At 39.8% G+C, this 17942-nt stretch carries 13 protein-coding genes; 9 read left to right on the forward strand and 4 right to left on the reverse strand.

What is annotated here, in order from left to right:
* Positions 1 to 132 precede the first annotated feature (132 nt).
* The 6 genes from porU to AC58DT_RS12290 all read left to right on the forward strand — a co-directional run bounded on the left by porU (position 133) and on the right by AC58DT_RS12290 (position 9445).
* Positions 133 to 3969: a type IX secretion system sortase PorU gene (porU, locus tag AC58DT_RS12265; RefSeq protein WP_497217104.1), complete on the forward strand. Its 3837-nt coding sequence runs from the start codon at positions 133 to 135 to the stop codon at positions 3967 to 3969.
* 34 nt (positions 3970 to 4003) lie between these two features.
* On the forward strand, positions 4004 to 5173 hold the full coding sequence (gene porV / locus AC58DT_RS12270; RefSeq protein ID WP_062621770.1) for a type IX secretion system outer membrane channel protein PorV: 1170 nt from the start codon (positions 4004 to 4006) through the stop codon (positions 5171 to 5173).
* A gap of 4 nt (positions 5174 to 5177) precedes the next feature.
* Complete coding sequence (gene cdd / locus AC58DT_RS12275) at positions 5178 to 5660, forward strand: cytidine deaminase (RefSeq protein ID WP_497217105.1); 483 nt, start codon at positions 5178 to 5180, stop codon at positions 5658 to 5660.
* A gap of 346 nt (positions 5661 to 6006) precedes the next feature.
* Positions 6007 to 7005 (forward strand): pyruvate dehydrogenase (acetyl-transferring) E1 component subunit alpha, encoded by a 999-nt coding sequence (pdhA, locus tag AC58DT_RS12280; RefSeq protein WP_497217106.1) that lies wholly within the window; start codon positions 6007 to 6009, stop codon positions 7003 to 7005.
* 3 nt (positions 7006 to 7008) lie between these two features.
* Positions 7009 to 8688 (forward strand): pyruvate dehydrogenase complex dihydrolipoamide acetyltransferase, encoded by a 1680-nt coding sequence (locus AC58DT_RS12285; RefSeq protein WP_497217107.1) that lies wholly within the window; start codon positions 7009 to 7011, stop codon positions 8686 to 8688.
* 76 nt (positions 8689 to 8764) lie between these two features.
* Positions 8765 to 9445, forward strand: a complete 681-nt coding sequence (locus AC58DT_RS12290) for an SDR family NAD(P)-dependent oxidoreductase (protein ID WP_497217108.1) — start codon at positions 8765 to 8767, stop codon at positions 9443 to 9445.
* Here the strand turns inward: AC58DT_RS12290 and AC58DT_RS12295 are convergent.
* Positions 9435 to 10592, reverse strand: a complete 1158-nt coding sequence (locus AC58DT_RS12295; RefSeq protein ID WP_497217109.1) for a PepSY-associated TM helix domain-containing protein — start codon at positions 10590 to 10592, stop codon at positions 9435 to 9437. The genes AC58DT_RS12290 and AC58DT_RS12295 overlap by 11 nt on opposite strands.
* A gap of 72 nt (positions 10593 to 10664) precedes the next feature.
* The gene (locus AC58DT_RS12300; protein WP_497217110.1) at positions 10665 to 13046 is read right to left on the reverse strand and encodes a TonB-dependent siderophore receptor; all 2382 of its coding nucleotides are present in this window, start codon (positions 13044 to 13046) and stop codon (positions 10665 to 10667) included.
* Between the two features lie 250 nt (positions 13047 to 13296).
* Between AC58DT_RS12300 and AC58DT_RS12305 the strand changes: the two genes are divergently transcribed.
* From AC58DT_RS12305 to AC58DT_RS12315, 3 genes are read left to right on the forward strand one after another with little or no spacing between them, the layout of a single operon-like run.
* The gene (locus tag AC58DT_RS12305) at positions 13297 to 13893 is read left to right on the forward strand and encodes a SprT-like domain-containing protein (protein ID WP_062621756.1); all 597 of its coding nucleotides are present in this window, start codon (positions 13297 to 13299) and stop codon (positions 13891 to 13893) included.
* Positions 13894 to 13898: 5 nt separating this feature from the next.
* The gene (locus tag AC58DT_RS12310; protein WP_497217111.1) at positions 13899 to 14978 is read left to right on the forward strand and encodes a mannose-1-phosphate guanylyltransferase; all 1080 of its coding nucleotides are present in this window, start codon (positions 13899 to 13901) and stop codon (positions 14976 to 14978) included.
* Positions 14979 to 16415 carry a DUF389 domain-containing protein gene (locus AC58DT_RS12315; protein WP_497217112.1) on the forward strand — a complete coding sequence of 479 codons (1437 nt, stop codon included), beginning with the start codon at positions 14979 to 14981 and terminating at the stop codon, positions 16413 to 16415.
* 3 nt (positions 16416 to 16418) lie between these two features.
* Here AC58DT_RS12315 and AC58DT_RS12320 read toward each other — a convergent pair whose 3' ends face one another.
* A complete protein-coding gene (locus tag AC58DT_RS12320; RefSeq protein ID WP_497217113.1) occupies positions 16419 to 17183 on the reverse strand; it encodes an ABC transporter ATP-binding protein in 765 nt (254 codons plus the stop codon).
* Entirely contained in the window at positions 17180 to 17920 is a 741-nt protein-coding gene (locus tag AC58DT_RS12325) for an MlaE family ABC transporter permease (protein ID WP_062621748.1), read from the reverse strand. The genes AC58DT_RS12320 and AC58DT_RS12325 overlap by 4 nt, the downstream gene beginning before the upstream one ends.
* Positions 17921 to 17942: the final 22 nt, after the last annotated feature.

Below are 17942 nucleotides of genomic sequence, written 5' to 3' on the forward strand. Positions count from 1 at the left end.
TTAAAAGGTTTTACGACCAATCCCGAATGCAAACGTATTAGTTTTAAAATTATTATCCTAATACCACAATAGAGAAAAAGTTTAGGGGTGTTGGCTTATACTAAGTGTATATTTGAAGCGTTATTGGTACTAATGAGAAAAGCAATACTTCTTTTTATTTTATTTGTTATGCCTTTTATAGGAAAGGCACAGTCAAAAAGTGTAACCATAGATTGGGGAGATTCCAGTCCAACTGCCAGCAGTGTCGGGGTTAATAAATCATCAGTTTCTGCGAAAGAAAAGGCTATCGCGTCCTTAAAGCTTCAATTAAACAAGGAGAGGGTCATCTACCAAACAAAATGGGAAGATGCGAACATTGCTGATAAAAATTCTTTAAGAATTACCAATGTTCGTTATGGTTCCGTTTCCTCCGCAGAATTGAACAAAATCAATACAGAGCTGGTGCCGAACAATCTGGAATATAGTATAGGTAGCACCCGGTCTAGGGATAAGCTTTTCACAATATTGAAAATTTCACCTATTGTTAAAACTTCTGGGGGCTACCAAAAAGTTATATCCTTTAATGTAGATTACCGTTATACTCCACAAGCCTGCCCCGATTATACTCCAGAAATTATAAACTCTGTACTTGCCACAGGGCAATGGTTTAAATTTAAGGTAGAAAAAACGGGCATCCATAAAATTGATAAATCTTTCCTGAACAGCTTGGGAATGAATACCGACGGTATCAATCCAAGAAATATAAAAATATATGGTTTTGGCGGAAAATCTTTGCCGTTGTTGAATTCAGAAAACAAATTTTTTGATCTTCCCGAAAACGCAATCCAGGTTGTGGGTGAAGAAGATGGCTCTTTTGATGGGGGCGATTATATATTGTTTTATGGGTCAAACACCGAGGGTTATGTTGAAGAAAACGATTCTAACTTAAACCCTTATAGTAACGAATCATATTATTACATCACTGCTGATGGAGCCCCGGGCAAAAGGGTAAGGGCCATGGTAGAACCTACGGGCGCTGTAGAATTTACAATCAACGAATTTGACGATTATAAATTTCACGAAGAAGACGAAGAAAGCCCTACAAAGTTGGGAAGAAAGTGGTTCGGTAATCGTTTTGATATCGAAAATGAACAGAGCTTCACTTTTGAATTTCCGAATATAGTTGCAGGCAAGCCTATGCAGTTAACTATCAAATCTGCTGCGGCCTCTGAAAGTAATACCTCTATGGCTGTAACCGTAAACAGCACGAGCTTGGACCCAATTACATTTAGCAGATTGGGAATAGGAGGGTTGTTGGATTTGGATGATTATTATGAGGAAATTGCAGCAAGTAATGAATCAGTACAGGTAGATTTAATGTACAACAATGCCGGTAATCCATCGAGCATAGCATATTTGGACTATATAGGATTATGGGCAGTCCGCAAATTGAGCGGAGTGGATGGGCAGTTTAATTTCAGATATAAGGCTGCAACTACACTAGCTGGCGTGGGTGAATATCAAATTAGTAATGCTTCCCAGTTTTCACAAGTTTGGGATGTTACCGATACGCAATTCATAACTTCCAAACAAAATGAAGGGAACGCGTCCACGTTTAGCTTTAAACAGACACTTGGTGAGGTTCGTGAATATGTAGCGATAAACCCAAATAACTATTTTGTCCCCATTAAAACAGCACAGCCGGTAGTTCAGAACCAAAATTTGAAAGGCACTATTTTTAAAGATGCCTCGGGTAATTTTCAAGATGTTGATTACATTATAATTACTGCGCCATTCCTTATTCAGCCTGCTTTGCGGTTGGCTACATACCATAAAAATCTTCAGGGCTTAAATGTAAAGGTTGTTACCACAGATAAGATTTATGAAGAATTCAGCTCGGGGAGGCAGGATATCAGCGCCATCCGAAACTTTGTGCGCTACGTTTACCATAATGCGTCAACAGAAGCAAAACGCGTAAAATATGTGGGCATTATCGGTGATGCTTCCATCGATTATAAAAATAGACTTGCAAACAACAATAATATTGTGCCAACCTTCCAGACCCTTACGGGTGTAAGCATTGCACAATCGTATATGTCTGATGATTTCTTCGGAAATATGGACGAATGCGAAGGCGCCATTGGTACGGGCAGGGATGACAATGATTTGTTGGATATAGCTATGGGAAGAATATTGGCTGATGATGTTTCACTCGCCAATGCAATGGTAGACAAAATAATAAAATATACTTCTGAAAGTTCCTATGGCAACTGGAGAACCAATTTCGTATTAATATCAGACGATATCGATAAAGATAACGATAAACAGTTGGAGCTAAAACTGGATGCGCTTGGCGATGAAATTTCACAAGAGAAACCTTTCATAAACATAAAAAAAATTCATACTGATGCCTATCAGCAAGAAGCTTCAGCCGGAGGGAATAGATATCCAGAGGTGAACGAAGCCATAAAAAGCGCTTTTGACGTTGGGGCAATAATCATTGATTACTTTGGGCACGGAGGTGAAGACGGACTCGCTTCAGAATACATCTACACAAAAGAAGCAGCCCAAAACTTCACTAACAAGGACAACCTTCCTTGTATGGTAACGGTAACCTGCGAGTTTACAAAGTTTGATAATCCTTTACGCATAACGGCTGGGGAGCTCACATATCAAAACAGGCAAGGCGGCGCTATTTCCTTGGTAACTACTACTCGGGCAATCTATGTTTCTACGGGAGTTGAGTTTAACCAATTACTGGCAGATAATCTTTTTGGATACGGAAGGGATGTGCCAAATACACCTGCTGAGGGACTCCGTCTCTCTAAACAGGAAATTGATAGCGATTTAAGACGTGTGGTATTTTATATTGGCGATCCGGCCATGAACTTGGCTTTTCCTAAAAAAAGTATTCGGTTAACAAAACTAAATGGAGTGCCCATTGGCCAAGCTACAGATACATTAAAAGCCTTGAGTAAAATAAAACTTGAAGGTGAGGTTTTAAATGAATCAGGAATGCTTATGACAGATTATAATGGTATTCTTGAGGCAAAGGTGTTTGATAAAAACGTAATGCGCCAGACCTTGGATAACGATAATTTCAACTTTGTGATGGATTTTATAACCTTGGGCGAGGGAATTTTCAATGGACAGGCCACTGTTTCCAATGGTGTGTTTGAATTTGAATTTGTAGTTCCCCGGGATATACAAATACCCGTAGGCAAAGGCAGGGTAAGCTTGTATTCCAAACGAGATAATACATTTGAGGATCAAGCAGGCGTGAGTTTAGACTTAGATGTGGGTGGTTTAAACGAAAACGCACCCGAGGATAATGAAGGTCCTTTAATTAAACTATATATGAATGATGAAAGTTTTGTTTCAGGGGGTATAACCGACGATTCCCCGATGTTGCTTGCAAAGCTGGAAGATCCCAACGGTATTAATACAGCGAGTGGTATTGGTCACGATATAGTTGCAATTTTAGACGGAGATGAGTCCAACCCATTTTTACTGAATGAATTTTATCAAGCTGATGTTGACGATTATTCCAAAGGAAAAGCTACATATAAATTCCGGGATCTCGAAGATGGGTTGCATACACTTACCCTCAAGGCGTGGGATGTTTATAATAACTCTTCTACCGCTGAAATACAGTTTATCGTTGCTGGGAACGACAAGCTCGAAATTACCCGCGTACTTAATTATCCCAATCCATTTGTAAATTATACCCAGTTTTGGTTCAATCATAACAGGCCCGATGAAACCTTGGATGTGCAAGTCCAGGTTTTTACCGTAACCGGAAAAGTAGTTTGGACCCAAAACGCTACCCTGCCACCATCCGGAAGCTATCTGTGCCGTGAAATTACTTGGGACGGGCGTGATGATTTTGGGGACCGTATCGGAAAAGGGGTGTATGTGTACAAGATAACGGTGAGATCTTCGTTAACCAATCAGCGGGTTGAAAAATTCGAGAAACTAGTAATCCTTTAAAAATTAAAATTATATTTGTCCAAAATTATTTAATATGAAGAAATTATTTATTCCAATTTTATTAAGTTTAGTTGCCTTTAAGGGTATGGCGCAAGATCCGGGTAACGAAAATACAGGAATCGAGAATCGCGTAATCACAACAGGTGTTCCTTTTATTTTGATAGCTGCAGATCCACGTGCAGCAGGTATGGGTGATATAGGGGTCACTACTTCTGCAGATGCTTTCTCACAACAATGGAACCCTGCAAAATATGCTTTCTCCTTGTCAAAACAAGGTGTTGGGGTAACATACACTCCTTACTTAAGCAAATTGGTGAACGATATATTCTTAGGAAATTTAACTTATTATAATAGATTGAATGAGCGTAGTGCTGTAGCAGCTAGTTTCCGTTATTTCAGTAATGGAGAGATTGAGTTACGCCAAACAGCAGATGAAGAGCCTTTGCTGGTTAAACCAAACGAATTGCTGTTTGACGTTTCATACTCCCTTAGACTTAGCGAGCGTTTTGCAATGGCCGTTGCCGGTAGATATATTCGTTCAGATCTGAAACTTCAAACTGCCTTGGCAGATGCTTCTGCCGCAAATTCATTTGCTGTTGATATTGCTGGATATTACCAAAGTGAAGAAATACCTTATAACGATTTTGACGGTCGCTGGAGAATGGGTTTCAATATTTCAAACATAGGTCCGAAGCTAAAATATGATGAAGTAGGTTCAGAAAGTAACCTGCCAACAAACCTTGCTTTGGGTGGTGGTTTTGATTTTATTCTTGACGAATACAATAAAGTTGGTGTGTCTGCACAAGTTAATAAGCTTTTGGTTCCAACACCTAGCGATTCAAACAACGATGGTTTCATTAATAATGAAGATGATTATTATAACGAAAGCTTTTTCGGAGGAATGTTTTCATCATTTGGCGATGCTCCTGATGGTTTCAGCGAAGAGTTGAAAGAATTTACTTGGGCTTTGGGTGCAGAATATTGGTACCAAGATGTTTTTGCTTTTAGGGGAGGTTATTTTAACGAAAGTGATGATAAGGGTTCAAGAAAGTTTGCTTCAATCGGAGCAGGTTTTCGTTACACCGCAATCAATATCGATATTTCGTATTTGTTCTCTACTTCCAAATTGGCAAACAGCCCATTGGACGGGACCCTTCGTTTTGGTCTGACTTTCAACTTCGGCGATACCTACGACGAATATTAATAGTTTGAAAAAACAAAAAATTGAAATCGCACTAGAAGTTTTCGAATCCATTTCCGAACTTCCAAAAGACATTCAAGAATTGATGAATAAGGCGCAGCAAGCACGTGAAAATGCTTATGCGCCTTATTCGCATTTTAGGGTAGGGGCGGCGTTGCGGCTTTCTTCCGGAGAAATAGTTGCGGGCAACAACCAAGAAAATGCAGCTTTTCCATCTGGTCTGTGTGCTGAAAGGGTTGCAGTATTTAACGCTGGCGCTAACTTTCCACATAAAACAATTACCGCCTTGGCAATTACCGTACGTGCCGAAAGCCACAAAGTTGCCGAGGCCATTGCCCCCTGCGGGGCTTGCCGCCAAGCTTTGGCGGAGTATGAACAAAAACAAAAAAGCCCAATAGCAATCTACTTTATGGGCGAAACCGGAGAAATCATCAAAGTGGCTTCTGTAATGGATTTGTTGCCGCTTGGCTTTGATGCAAAATACCTCTAAAGAAAAAAAAGCACCAAATCTCAAGCACCAAATTCCAAACAAAACAAATTCCAAAACCAAAAAAAGCTCAACAATAAAAATTCAAACTTTGAATTTATTATTTTCTGAAATATTAGTTGTCATTAAATAATCTATTAACAACCGAGTTTGTCATTTGTTTTTTTGAATTTTGAGATTTATTTGTTCCGGATAGCTATCGGGATGGTGCTTTGAATTTGGAATTTAATGAGAATTTGGAATTTATTTCGTATTTGGAATTTGGAATTTGTGATTTAACCTATTTAAGTGCTACTTTTGTTATCCGTTTAATAAATTTTCCCATTCGGGAAAACCATATAGTTGATAGATGAAGAAAATCACCAAAAAAACGTATCTGGATTGGTACGAAAACATGCTCTTTTGGCGCAAGTTTGAAGACAAATTGGCGCAAGTATATATCAATCAAAAAGTAAGGGGTTTTCTACACCTTTACAATGGTCAGGAAGCCGTGCTGGCAGGTGCATTGCACGCTATGGATCTTAAAAAAGACCGTATGATAACCGCTTACCGAAACCACGTACAGCCCATTGGGATGGGCGTGGATCCCAAAAAAGTAATGGCAGAATTATACGGAAAGGGTACCGGAACATCGCAAGGTTTGGGTGGCTCCATGCATATTTTTTCCAAAGAACACCGCTTTTATGGGGGGCACGGTATTGTTGGTGGACAAATTCCACTTGGTGCCGGTTTGGCCTTTGCAGATAAATATTTTGAAAGAGATGCTGTAACGCTTACTTATATGGGCGATGGCGCAACCCGCCAAGGCTCACTTCACGAAACTTTCAACCTTGCAATGCTTTGGAAACTTCCAGTTGTTTTTTGTGTGGAGAATAATGGTTATGCTATGGGAACATCCGTGGCACGAACGGCCAACCACACAGATATATGGAAACTTGGGTTGGGGTATGAAATGCCCTGCAAGCCAGTAGACGCAATGAAGCCAGAAGTTGTGGCGAAGGAAATGGATGAGGCAATTAAACGCGCCCGTCGCGGTGATGGCCCTACATTTTTGGAATTGCGCACGTATCGTTATCGTGGGCATTCCATGAGTGATGCGCAGCATTACCGCACCAAAGAAGAAGTTGCCAAAAAGCAGGAAGAAGATCCAATTTCATATGTGCTGCACCAGATTTATGAAAACAAATGGGCAACGGAGGCGGAGATTAAAAAAATTGACCAGAGAGTAAAAGAGTTGGTTGAAGAATGTGAAAAATTTGCAGAAGAGTCTCCATATCCAGAAAAGAATGTAATGTTTGATGCTGTATATGAGCAGGAAGATTACCCTTTTTTATCAGATAAATTATAAGAAATGGCAGAAGTAATAAACATGCCGCGTTTGAGCGACACGATGGAAGAAGGCACGGTAGCCACCTGGCTTAAAAAAGTGGGCGATGCCGTAAAGGAAGGTGATATTCTTGCCGAAATTGAAACCGATAAAGCCACGATGGAGTTCGAATCCTTTTATGAAGGAACCTTACTTCACATTGGAATCAAAGAAGGGGAAACTGCTAAAGTAGATTCGCTTTTGGCGATTATTGGTGAAAAGGATGAAGATATTTCAGATTTGATTGATGGGAAATCTTCAGATAAAAAGGCTACTAAAGAAACCTCTGATAAAAAAGCAGAAAGTAAGAAAGACAAAGAAGAAAGTAAGGATGCTACAGAAAAAGCTTCCGAAGAAAAATCTGAAAGTGCTTCCGCTTCAGCAAAATTACCAGAAGGCGTTGAGGTAATCACCATGCCCCGTTTGAGTGATACCATGACTGAAGGTACCGTTGCCACTTGGCTTAAAAACGAAGGCGATAAAGTGGAAGAAGGTGATATTCTAGCAGAGATTGAAACCGATAAAGCCACCATGGAATTTGAATCGTTCTACGCAGGAACGCTTTTAAAAATTGGCGTGGGCGAAGGGGAATCTGCTTCGGTTGATGCTTTGCTAGCAATCATTGGCCCAAAGGGCACCGATGTTTCCGGCATTGCCGAAAACTTTAAAAAAGACGGAAAGTCTTCAACTAAAGAAGAAAAATCTTCGGAAGATAAAAAGGAAGAAAAGCAGACTTCAGATTCCGATTCAAAAAAAGAAGAAACAAAAAAGGAAACCTCTTCCGAAAAGAAATCAGAATCTTCGCAAAACACAAATGAAGGCCGCATTTTTGCCTCACCTTTGGCGAAAAAACTGGCGGAGGAAAAAGGAATCAACTTGCGTCAAGTTCGCGGAAGTGGTGAGAACGGCCGTATCGTTAAAAGCGATATTGAAAATTACCAACCTGCCGCTGGTGGTGGCCAAGCTTACATTCCTGTGGGAACTGAAAGTTTTGAGGAGGTGAAAAATTCCCAAATGCGCAAAACCATTGCAAAACGTTTGGCTGAATCTAAATTCACAGCACCGGAATATTACTTGACAGTTGAGTTGGATATGGATCATGCCATAGCAGCCCGCGAAGCAATAAACGCAGATCCGGATGTAAAGATTTCCTTTAATGATATGGTAATAAAAGCTTGTGCGATGGCTTTGAGAAAGCATCCCCAGGTAAACAGCCAATGGACGCCAGAAGTGACTAAAATCGCTAAGCACATTCACATAGGCGTTGCTGTTGCGGTTGACGAAGGTTTATTGGTTCCTGTTCTGAAATTTGCGGACCAAATGACGTTTTCACAAATTGGCGCACAGGTAAGGGAACTTGCCGGAAAGGCGCGAAACAAGAAAATTACGCCACAGGAAATGGAAGGTAGCACGTTTACGGTTTCAAACCTTGGAATGTTTGGAATAACCGAATTTACTTCTATCATAAACCAGCCAAACTCAGCAATTTTGTCAGTTGGGGCGATCGTTCAAAAACCAGTAGTGAAAAATGGACAGATTGCGGTAGGCAATACTATGACAGTAACTTTGGCGTGCGACCATCGCACGGTTGACGGAGCTACAGGAGCTAAATTCCTGCAAACATTACGACAGTATATTGAAAATCCCGTGACGATGTTTGTATAAGAAAATTTAAGAATTTAATTAAATCCCGATAGCTTTCTCATTAAAGAAACTATCGGGATTTGTGTATATTTAAAAAATGAAAAACATAATTATCACAGGCACTTCCCGAGGAATCGGTTTTGAGATGGTAAAATTATTTTCGGATGCTGGACACAATGTGTTGGCGCTTTCGCGGAATTCAAAACCTATTTCAGATTTAAAGCTGAAGAATGTTACGGCTTTGGAATTTGACATTGCCAATGAATCTGAAATTTTAAAGCTTTCCGCATATCTTCAAACAGGGATGAAATCTGTTGATGTTTTGATAAACAACGCAGGTTTTTTGGTGAACAAACCTTTTTCAGAAATCACTTCCGAAGAATTTAAAAGATGCTACGACGTGAACGTTTTTGGCGTTGCTTCATTAATGAGAACCGTACTTCCATTTATGAAAAAGAGCGGGCATATAGTAAACATTAGCAGTATGGGCGGCGTGCAGGGCAGTGTGAAATTCCCAGGCTTGAGTGCTTATAGCAGTAGTAAAGGTGCAATCATTACGCTAACTGAATTGCTTGCCGAAGAGTATAAAGAAACCGGCCCATCCTTCAATGTTTTGGCGTTGGGCTCGGTGCAAACTGAAATGCTGGAAGAGGCTTTCCCTGGTTTTGAAGCGCCGCTTTCCGCAACCGAAATGGCCCAATATATAATGGATTTTTCCCTCACTGGAAATAAATTTTATAACGGAAAAATATTGCAGGTTTCGAGTACTACCCCTTGAGTGGTTTCTGTTTTTTTTTAGGTTTTTTCTTCAGTTTGTTCAGCCAAATAATGATTCCTGTAACTGGGAGACTTGTTGCAATCAAACAGGAAATAAAGTAAATAGTCTTTGAAAACCATCCAAAGATAGTTCCCATATGAATCGCTTTTATAGAACTTGCGATTTGAACATTCAACAGTTTTTCTGAAAAAATTTCCTTTGAAATAATAGTGCCATCGCGATCAATTTTCAGTTCATCAACGGCAGTTTCCAAAAAATCTTCATCGTGGTATTTGCGAATGCTAAAAATATCTTTTTCATCAGCGGGAATTTGAAAAACGGTGGTTCCTTCAAAAGGCAATTCACTTGCCGTGATTTTTATGACTTCGGCAAAATCTATAGTTTTTGAAGAGGGATTTGCTTTGGAATCAATTTTTGGTCCGCCTCCGCGCCCGCCAAAAACTTCCGTTCCCAAAACTGCGCTTCCCGCATCTTTGTACCATTCAAAAGACCAAAAAAGGCCGGTGAGCGACATAATCACTAAAAATATAGCCGTGTAAAATCCCAAGGTTACGTGCAAATCGTGGTTTACGCGTTTCCATTTTGCGCGCCAAGCTATTTTGAAGCCGGGTTTTAGATGTTTCCATTTCAATTTTTTCAGTTTCTTCTTCGGAAACCAAAGCACAATACCTGTGATGGAAAGTATCAAAAAAATGATAGTAGCCACACCAACAATCGGTCTACCTATAGACATATCCAAAAGAAGCCAACGGTGCATTTTAAACATTGTCATAAAAAATCCGTCAAGCACATTGGGCTCCGATTTCGTGTAAGTTCCATTATATTGATCCACAAAAAAGGTTGTTCCACGTCTGTCTTCTTTGTTCGTTTTTACCGAAAACTCGTATGGTTTTGTTTTTTCTGGGCTTATGCTTACGCGCGTCACTTCACCTTCAGCGGCAAGGTTTGTTGTTAGCGTTTCTATTGGAAAAACAGTTTCTTTTGGAGAAACGATCATTTCCTCAGAAAAAAGACTTTTTATTTCTTCTTCAAAAGTTAGCACCGTTCCTGTTAAACAAATAATCAGCAGAATGATGCCGCTGCCAATTCCCAGCCACAGATGGACGTCGCTTATAAACTTTCGGACAGTATATTTTTTTGATTTCATAAATAGGAAAATTTTAAAACAATATAAAAGGCACAACCTAAGTCATGCCTTTATAAACTAACACTCAAACAACTAAAAATTATAGCGCAGGACTCCTGCAAAGTTTCGTGGATCGGTTTGATTGATATAACTGGTTCTATAGGCGTTGTAACCTATTTTATCGAAAACATTGTTCAGCAAAAATTGAAGACTCCAGTTTTTATTGAATTTGTATTCCGCCTGAAAATTTACCAAGGTGTAGGCTTCTACATCAAAGGGTTTTTGGTTTGGCACAATTCCTTGGTGGGTAACAGGCCCAGACGACCAATCATTGATAGGACGTTCTCCGGTATAATAAGCACCAGCGCCAACCGAAAGCCCTTCCAAAATGTTATTTCTGAAAGAATAATTGGCATAGGCATTAAAGGTATGTTTTGGAGTATTTAGCGGTGCAGAACCATAAACATAGGAGGTATGCTCTTTATATTGCGCATCAATATATGCGTACCCGCCAATCAGCTCCAGATTTTCAAGTGGCCGTCCGGTAAGCTCTACTTCGATACCTTGGCGTTGATCGTTTCCGCCTTTTGCGTAGTATAAAATGTTTGTCCAAGTTTCGTCATAAACAGGAAGGTTTATGTTTTTGTTGTTGATTTTATAAAGCGTCAAGTTAAATCGCAGTCGGTCGTTGAGCCAAGTTGTTTTGAAACCTGTTTCTAATTGGTCGTAGCGCTCATTCCCCAATTCTTCTCCATTTTGACCCAAACGTGAAGCTGTTCGTGGATAGGAACTGTTGGTGTATGAAACAAAAACGTTTACATTTTTTATTGGCGAAATTATAATTCCTCCCAGCGGATTAAAAGCATCGCTACGTGTGTTTTCAACTTCTGAAAGCGTTTCGGTTGAACTGTAACGAGCGCCTAAAAATGTTTTCAGCCAACTGTTCCAAGAAATCACGTCTTGGGCAACAAAACCTAATGAATTTGTTTTTCCGCCGTTCACATTTGCTTCTCCCAGGGTAACATTGGGCAATCTGTGTTCTATGTTTTGAAAAACATTAATAGTGTCAACCACGCCGGCAGATTGGCTGGTAGTGCTAAACCGTGAGGCCCGATAATCAAACCCAACTTGGAAAGTGTGTTTTATAGAACCTGTGTAAACATCATCCCCAATCAAGTCAAATTGGAGCACACTGTTGTTGTCATCGCGGGTAGAGGTGGAGTAGCTGCGTTGGCGAATATTGTAAATAGGCATTTCATTTTCCTCAATAGTTTTTCCCAAACCGGCACCTTTATCATCCAAGCTTAGTGACGAACTATAGAAAGCTCCTTTTAATGTAAGTTTCTCGCTTAATTCACGATCCATTCTGATTGCATAGGTAGTATTTTCGGTGATGGAACGATCGTTTTCAAAACCTAAAAATTGTGAATGCGGAAGATCATAAATTGCATTCATATCATTTTCAGCCAAGTTTACAGTGCCCAGATCTGGGGTACGGCTGTCGTAATAATGATCCAATTCTAAAGTTACCGTTGTCTTTTCATTAATCTTCCATTCAAAGGAAGGATTGAAATAAAAACTTTCCTTTTCCACCAAATCCCTAAAACTATCGGCTCTTTCCAAAGCACCATTCAAACGGAACGCAATATTTTTTTCTTTGTTAAGTGGCCCATAAACATCGAATGTAGGCCGTATTTGCCCAAAACTTCCTCCGCGCAGACTCACGCTTCCTCCGGTAGTATATTTTGGAGTTTTGGTAACAATATTTATGATTCCCCCCGGACTTCCCAAATCGGTTGCTACGCCTTGTGTAATGGAGGCGGTTCCTTTTAGGACTTGGATGTTATCTACACCTTGCATATCTGTCAGAACACCGACACCGCGAAAATCTGAATGAATCCGTACTCCGTTTTTCAAAATAGGAATCCCCCTAAATCCACGGGACGACATACTTTCCCGTTTATTGCCATAGGTTGCGAAAGTGTAAACGCCCGGTACGTTTTTGGTGGCTTCGGAAATGGTCAGCGCTCCTTGATCCTCAATCAATTTTTCTGAAAGCACTGAGATACTCTGGATCTGTTCATAAGGTTTTAGCGGCAATCGGGTAATGGATTCAATTTTGTCGGGGTGGTCGTTTCGGTTACCGAAAACTTCCACTTGGTCGAGTTCGTTGTCGTGGGCGAGTTGAAAACGTACTCCATTCAAAACAGGCTCGTTAGAATTTATGGTAATGGTAGAAGCTTTGTAGCCCACGGCGCTCGCCGAAAGTTGCCAAAGTCCGTAAGGTATGTTCTTGATGGTAAACTTTCCGTCGGCATCGGCTGCATTTCCTTTTTTCAGTTCGGGAAGATAAACGCTTGCAAAGGGAATTGGATTATTGTCAACATCTGTTACTGTGCCGTTGATTTCTGTTATTTCTTGTGAAAATATAAACTGTGTGCCCAAGAGTAAAAATAGGGTGGTGATGAATTTCATTTTGTATTATTTTTATTTAGATTGGTTTTAAATTGGATGCAAATCTAAATCGGAAGTTTTGAATTTCAAAGTTTATTTAGAGCAATTTTAAATAACGATTTCTAATATCCTGAAACCAAAATATATGGAAGCATAAATATTTTGAAAAAATCAATTAATAGCCACAATTTTATCACTGAAACGCTCGCGATATTGTACAAGACTGGTTATTTTTGACGTTGATAGAAAAGTTGGCAACTCTTTCCCGCATATGACAGAAATCCTCGAAAAATATATTCCCCAAGCTTCCGTAGCTTCTGTTTTTGAACTGATAAAAACCCACAATGTCCATCTCAAAATCGTAAACGAGCGCGTTACCCGCCACGGCGATTACCGAAAAATGCCCAATGGCCAGCACAAAATAACCGTAAATGCGTCGTTGAATAAGTATCGGTTTTTAATCACGCTCGTGCACGAAATTGCGCATTTGGAGGCGTTCACAAAATACGGGAGGCTTATAAAACCCCATGGGCTGGAGTGGAAACGTACCTTTCAGCTTTTGATGTTGCCTTTTTTGCGGCCTGAGGTTTTTCCAAATCAATTGTTGCCTTTATTGGCCCGCCATTTCAAAAACCCAAAAGCCTCGAGCGATACCGATGCAACGTTGGCTTTGGCATTAAAGCAGTTCGACCCAGAGAACGATAAAAACTATATCTTTGAAATTCCCTTTGGAGGACATTTCAGATTGTACAATGGTAAAATTTTTAAGCGCGGCAAACAGCGCGTAAAACGTTTTGAATGTTTGGAAGTGGCCACGGGAAGAATGTATCTTTTCAATCCAAATGCTGAGGTGGAATTTTTAAAATAGTTTAAATGAACAAAGATTATTACGCAGTGATTATGGCAGGCGGAATCGGTTCCCGATTTTGGCCCGTGAGCACCCAAGTATTTCCAAAGCAGTTCCACGATATGCTGGGCACTGGACAGACGTTGCTGCAAAAAACCTTTTCTAGGCTCAACAAGATCATTCCTTCGGAAAATATATATATTCTTACCAATGAACGATATCTGGAAATTACGCTGAAGCAATTGCCGGAAATTTCAGAAAAACAGGTAGTGCTGGAGCCTGCAATGCGAAATACCGCACCCTGTATTTTGCTTTCCGCCTTAAAAATAAAAAAAGAAAATCCGAACGCCCTAATGCTTGTTGCGCCCAGCGACCATTGGATTGAGGATGAAAATGCTTTTGCAAGTGATATTAAAACATGTTTTGATGCAGCAGAAAAAGATAATATTTTACTCACTTTAGGAATTGAGCCAAGCTTTCCAAATACAGGTTACGGTTATATTGAAAGCGACAAAAGCGATGTTTCGGAAATTAAAAAAATAAAGCAATTTCGCGAAAAACCTGATTATGAAACTGCTAAACAATTTCTTTCGGCTGGAAATTTTCTTTGGAACGCGGGCATCTTTATTTGGAGCGCCAAAAGTATTGTCGCGTCCTTTGAAAAATATTTGACTGAAATGAATTCATTGTTTTCAAAAGGAATGGCTGTTTTGAATACTTCCGAAGAGAAAAATTTCATTGAAAAAAATTATTCCGAAGCAGAGAACATCTCGATTGATTACGGGATTCTTGAAAAAGCAGGCAATGTTTTTGTAAAAAGAGCAACCTTTGATTGGAACGATCTGGGAACTTGGGGCGCGCTTTACGATAAACTGGAAAAGGGCGAAAACCAAAACGCAGTTGTAAATGCTGAAACTTTATTGAAGAATTCGGCAAGTAATATGATATTTACCGATACAAAGAAACTTGTTGTTTTAGACGGAATTGAAGAGTATATTGTGGTAGATAAAGAAGATGTTCTGTTACTGTTTCCGAAGAAGAAGGAACAGCAGATTAAGGAACTTTTGAACGAGGTGTCGCATAAATTTGGTAAAAAATATGTGTAAATGAGTACAACTGAAAATAATAACGATATAAAAATTACACCCAACGATGACGAGTTTGAGAATGTAAAACTCAATACATGGCAGAGTATAAAAAAATTCCTGACTGAGCTTTTTGATATTCGTTCAGACTCAGATCGCGATGCAACGATTGAGGCCGTTAAAAAAGATATTTCCTTTAAGGGACACACTGCCTGGATTCTTATATTTTCCATATTCGTCGCCTCCATTGGGTTGAACGTGAGTAGCACCGCTGTGGTTATTGGTGCGATGCTTATTTCGCCATTAATGGGCCCTATTGTGGGGATCGGTCTTTCCGTGGCCATTAATGATGTGGATACGCTAAAGCGCTCCCTCATAAATCTTGGGGTAATGGTTTTTTTGAGTGTACTTACTGCTTTTCTTTATTTTAAGCTTTCTCCGCTTACGGAAGAAACACCGGAACTTATTGCCAGGACATACCCGACCATATTAGACGTATTGATCGCCATATTTGGCGGTTTGGGCTTGATAGTCGCTAAAACCAAAAGTGGAACAATAGCGAGTGTGATTTTTGGTGTGGCCATTGCCACCGCGCTTATGCCGCCATTGTGCACCGTGGGTTATGGCTTGGCCATTGGCAATGCTTCGTATGCCGGAGGTGCACTTTATCTTTTCTCAATAAATGCGGTGTTTATCGCGCTGGCCACCTTTATCGTTTCCAAAATATTGCAGTTTCCATTGGTGCGTTATGCAAACAGCAAACGTAGAAAACGAACTGCGCAGATCGCTTCCTTGATTGCAATTGCGGTAATGGTTCCAAGTGTTTGGCTGTTTATTAAATTATTGGACCAGCAGGTTTTTGAAAATAAAACAAAGGAGTTTGTAAAGAATGTTATTAATTATGAGGGAGCTGAGGTTGTTAAATTCACACAGGATTATAAGTCGAAAAACATTGACGTTTACTTAATAGGACGTCCCGTTCCACAGAATAAGATAAATGACTGGTTAACGCAACTTGAAGAGACGGAAAATTTAGAAGGTAGCCGTTTGCGTATTTATCAAGGGGCCGACCAAAGTGGCGAAATGGCGGCAAAGCTATCTGGAGAAATTAAAGCGGGTATCCTAGAAGATTTATATGTTAAAAATGAACAGATAATTCAGGATAAAGACGAACAAATTCGTTTTCTGGAGAATGAAGTAGCGCTTTTGAAAATCCAAAATGTACCTTTTCAACAGCTTAGCGAAGAAATAAAAATCAATTATGATAATATTGAAACTTTCAGCTATTCAAACAAAATAACTACAGATTTCAAAAAAACGGATACACTTCCTGTGGTTAACATTCGCTGGAAAAGAAATGTGTCGACCAATGATCGAAAAGCAGATTTGAAAAAAATAGAGGCTTGGCTAAAGTTTAAAATGAAATTGGATACGCTTCAGGTTTCTGAATATCCTTAAGGATTACCCTTCTTTCAGCTGAACATCACGGATTTTTTTGAAAAGATCTGAGGAATACACAAAATTGGTTACATCTTCGTTATCGGTTTTGAAGATTTCCTGATTGGTGCCCTGCCAAACAAGTTTTCCATGTTTCAGCAAAACCACTTTTTCGCCTATTTCCATTACTGAGTTCATATCGTGGGTTACAACAACAGTAGTAATATCGTACTCGTGGGTTATCTCCTGAATTAGTGTGTCTATTAACGTTGCGGTTTTTGGGTCAAGGCCGGAGTTTGGTTCATCACAGAAAAGAAACTTTGGTTTGTTTACAATAGCCCGTGCAATGGAAACCCTCTTTTGCATCCCTCCAGAGATTTCAGCAGGGAATTTCTTGTTTACGTTTTCAAGATTCACGCGTTTCAACACTTCATTTACCCTTTCAAGCATATCGGCTTTCTTTTGCTTGGTAAACATCCGCAGCGGAAACATTACATTTTCTTCAATATTCATGGAGTCAAATAGCGCCCCACCCTGAAAAAGCATCCCAATTTCTTCGCGAAGCTTGCGTTGTTCTTCGTCGTCCATATCTTGGATGGCCTTGTCTTCGTAATATATTCTCCCCTGTTCAGGTCTAAAGAGACCCAAAAGGCATTTAAGCAAAACGGTTTTTCCGCTACCGCTCTGTCCTATGATGAGGTTTGTTTTTCCCTTGTCAAACTCTGTGGTTATTCCTTTAAGGATTTCTTCGTCACCAAAACTCTTATGTACGTCTTCTACTTTTATCATGCGCTTAAAAGGAGTTGGGTTATAATATAGTTTGCGGCAATTATCAATACACTGGTCCACACAAAGGAGTTGGTACTTGCCTTGCCCACTTCCAGCGCACCACCTTTCATATAATACCCTTGCCACGAGGGCACTGTTGCCAGTATGAATGAAAAGACAAAGGTTTTGAAAAAAGCATAGAATAAGTGATAGGGTATAAAATCCTCCTGTAGCCCCGCGATAAAATCTGAAGAACTGGCGAACCCTCCATAGACCCCGGCTACCCATCCGCCCATTATCCCGAGAAACATTGAAAATACAATAACAAAAGGATAGAACATTAAGGCAACAATTTTTGGAAATACCAAATAATTAAGTGAATTGATACCCATAACCTCTAAAGCGTCAATCTGCTCTGTAACCCTCATCGAGCCAATACTTGAGGTGATAAACGAACCCACTTTTCCGGCCATAATTATTGAAATGAAGGTAGGTGCAAATTCCAAAACTACCGATTGGCGCGTTGCAAAACCTATCAGGCTTTTTGGAATCAAGGGATTATCCATATTCAACGCGGTTTGTATTGCAACTACACCGCCCACGAAAAAGGAAATAAAAGCAACAATCCCCAAAGAGCTAATTATTAAATCGTTTATTTCCTTAAAGATAAGATGCCGCAAAACCGATGTTTTGGTAAAACTGCCAAACACCCTTTTGAGCATTAAAAAATAGGAACCAATATCTTGTAAGTACTTCATAAAAAAGATAGCTATAGCTAAA

The organism is Aequorivita sp. CRS11, assembly GCF_059693805.1.

Bases quoted from the DNA above. Each gene is read 5' to 3' on its own strand.
- porU (WP_497217104.1), top strand. From the start codon at position 133: ATGAGAAAAGCAATACTTCTTTTTATTTTATTTGTTATGCCTTTTATA.
- porV (WP_062621770.1), top strand. From the start codon at position 4,004: ATGAAGAAATTATTTATTCCAATTTTATTAAGTTTAGTTGCCTTTAAG.
- pdhA (WP_497217106.1), top strand. From the start codon at position 6,007: ATGAAGAAAATCACCAAAAAAACGTATCTGGATTGGTACGAAAACATG.
- AC58DT_RS12285 (WP_497217107.1), top strand. From the start codon at position 7,009: ATGGCAGAAGTAATAAACATGCCGCGTTTGAGCGACACGATGGAAGAA.
- AC58DT_RS12290 (WP_497217108.1), top strand. From the start codon at position 8,765: ATGAAAAACATAATTATCACAGGCACTTCCCGAGGAATCGGTTTTGAG.
- AC58DT_RS12295 (WP_497217109.1), bottom strand. From the start codon at position 10,592: ATGAAATCAAAAAAATATACTGTCCGAAAGTTTATAAGCGACGTCCAT.
- AC58DT_RS12300 (WP_497217110.1), bottom strand. From the start codon at position 13,046: ATGAAATTCATCACCACCCTATTTTTACTCTTGGGCACACAGTTTATA.
- AC58DT_RS12305 (WP_062621756.1), top strand. From the start codon at position 13,297: ATGACAGAAATCCTCGAAAAATATATTCCCCAAGCTTCCGTAGCTTCT.
- AC58DT_RS12310 (WP_497217111.1), top strand. From the start codon at position 13,899: ATGAACAAAGATTATTACGCAGTGATTATGGCAGGCGGAATCGGTTCC.
- AC58DT_RS12315 (WP_497217112.1), top strand. From the start codon at position 14,979: ATGAGTACAACTGAAAATAATAACGATATAAAAATTACACCCAACGAT.
- AC58DT_RS12320 (WP_497217113.1), bottom strand. From the start codon at position 17,183: ATGATAAAAGTAGAAGACGTACATAAGAGTTTTGGTGACGAAGAAATC.
- AC58DT_RS12325 (WP_062621748.1), bottom strand. From the start codon at position 17,920: ATGAAGTACTTACAAGATATTGGTTCCTATTTTTTAATGCTCAAAAGG.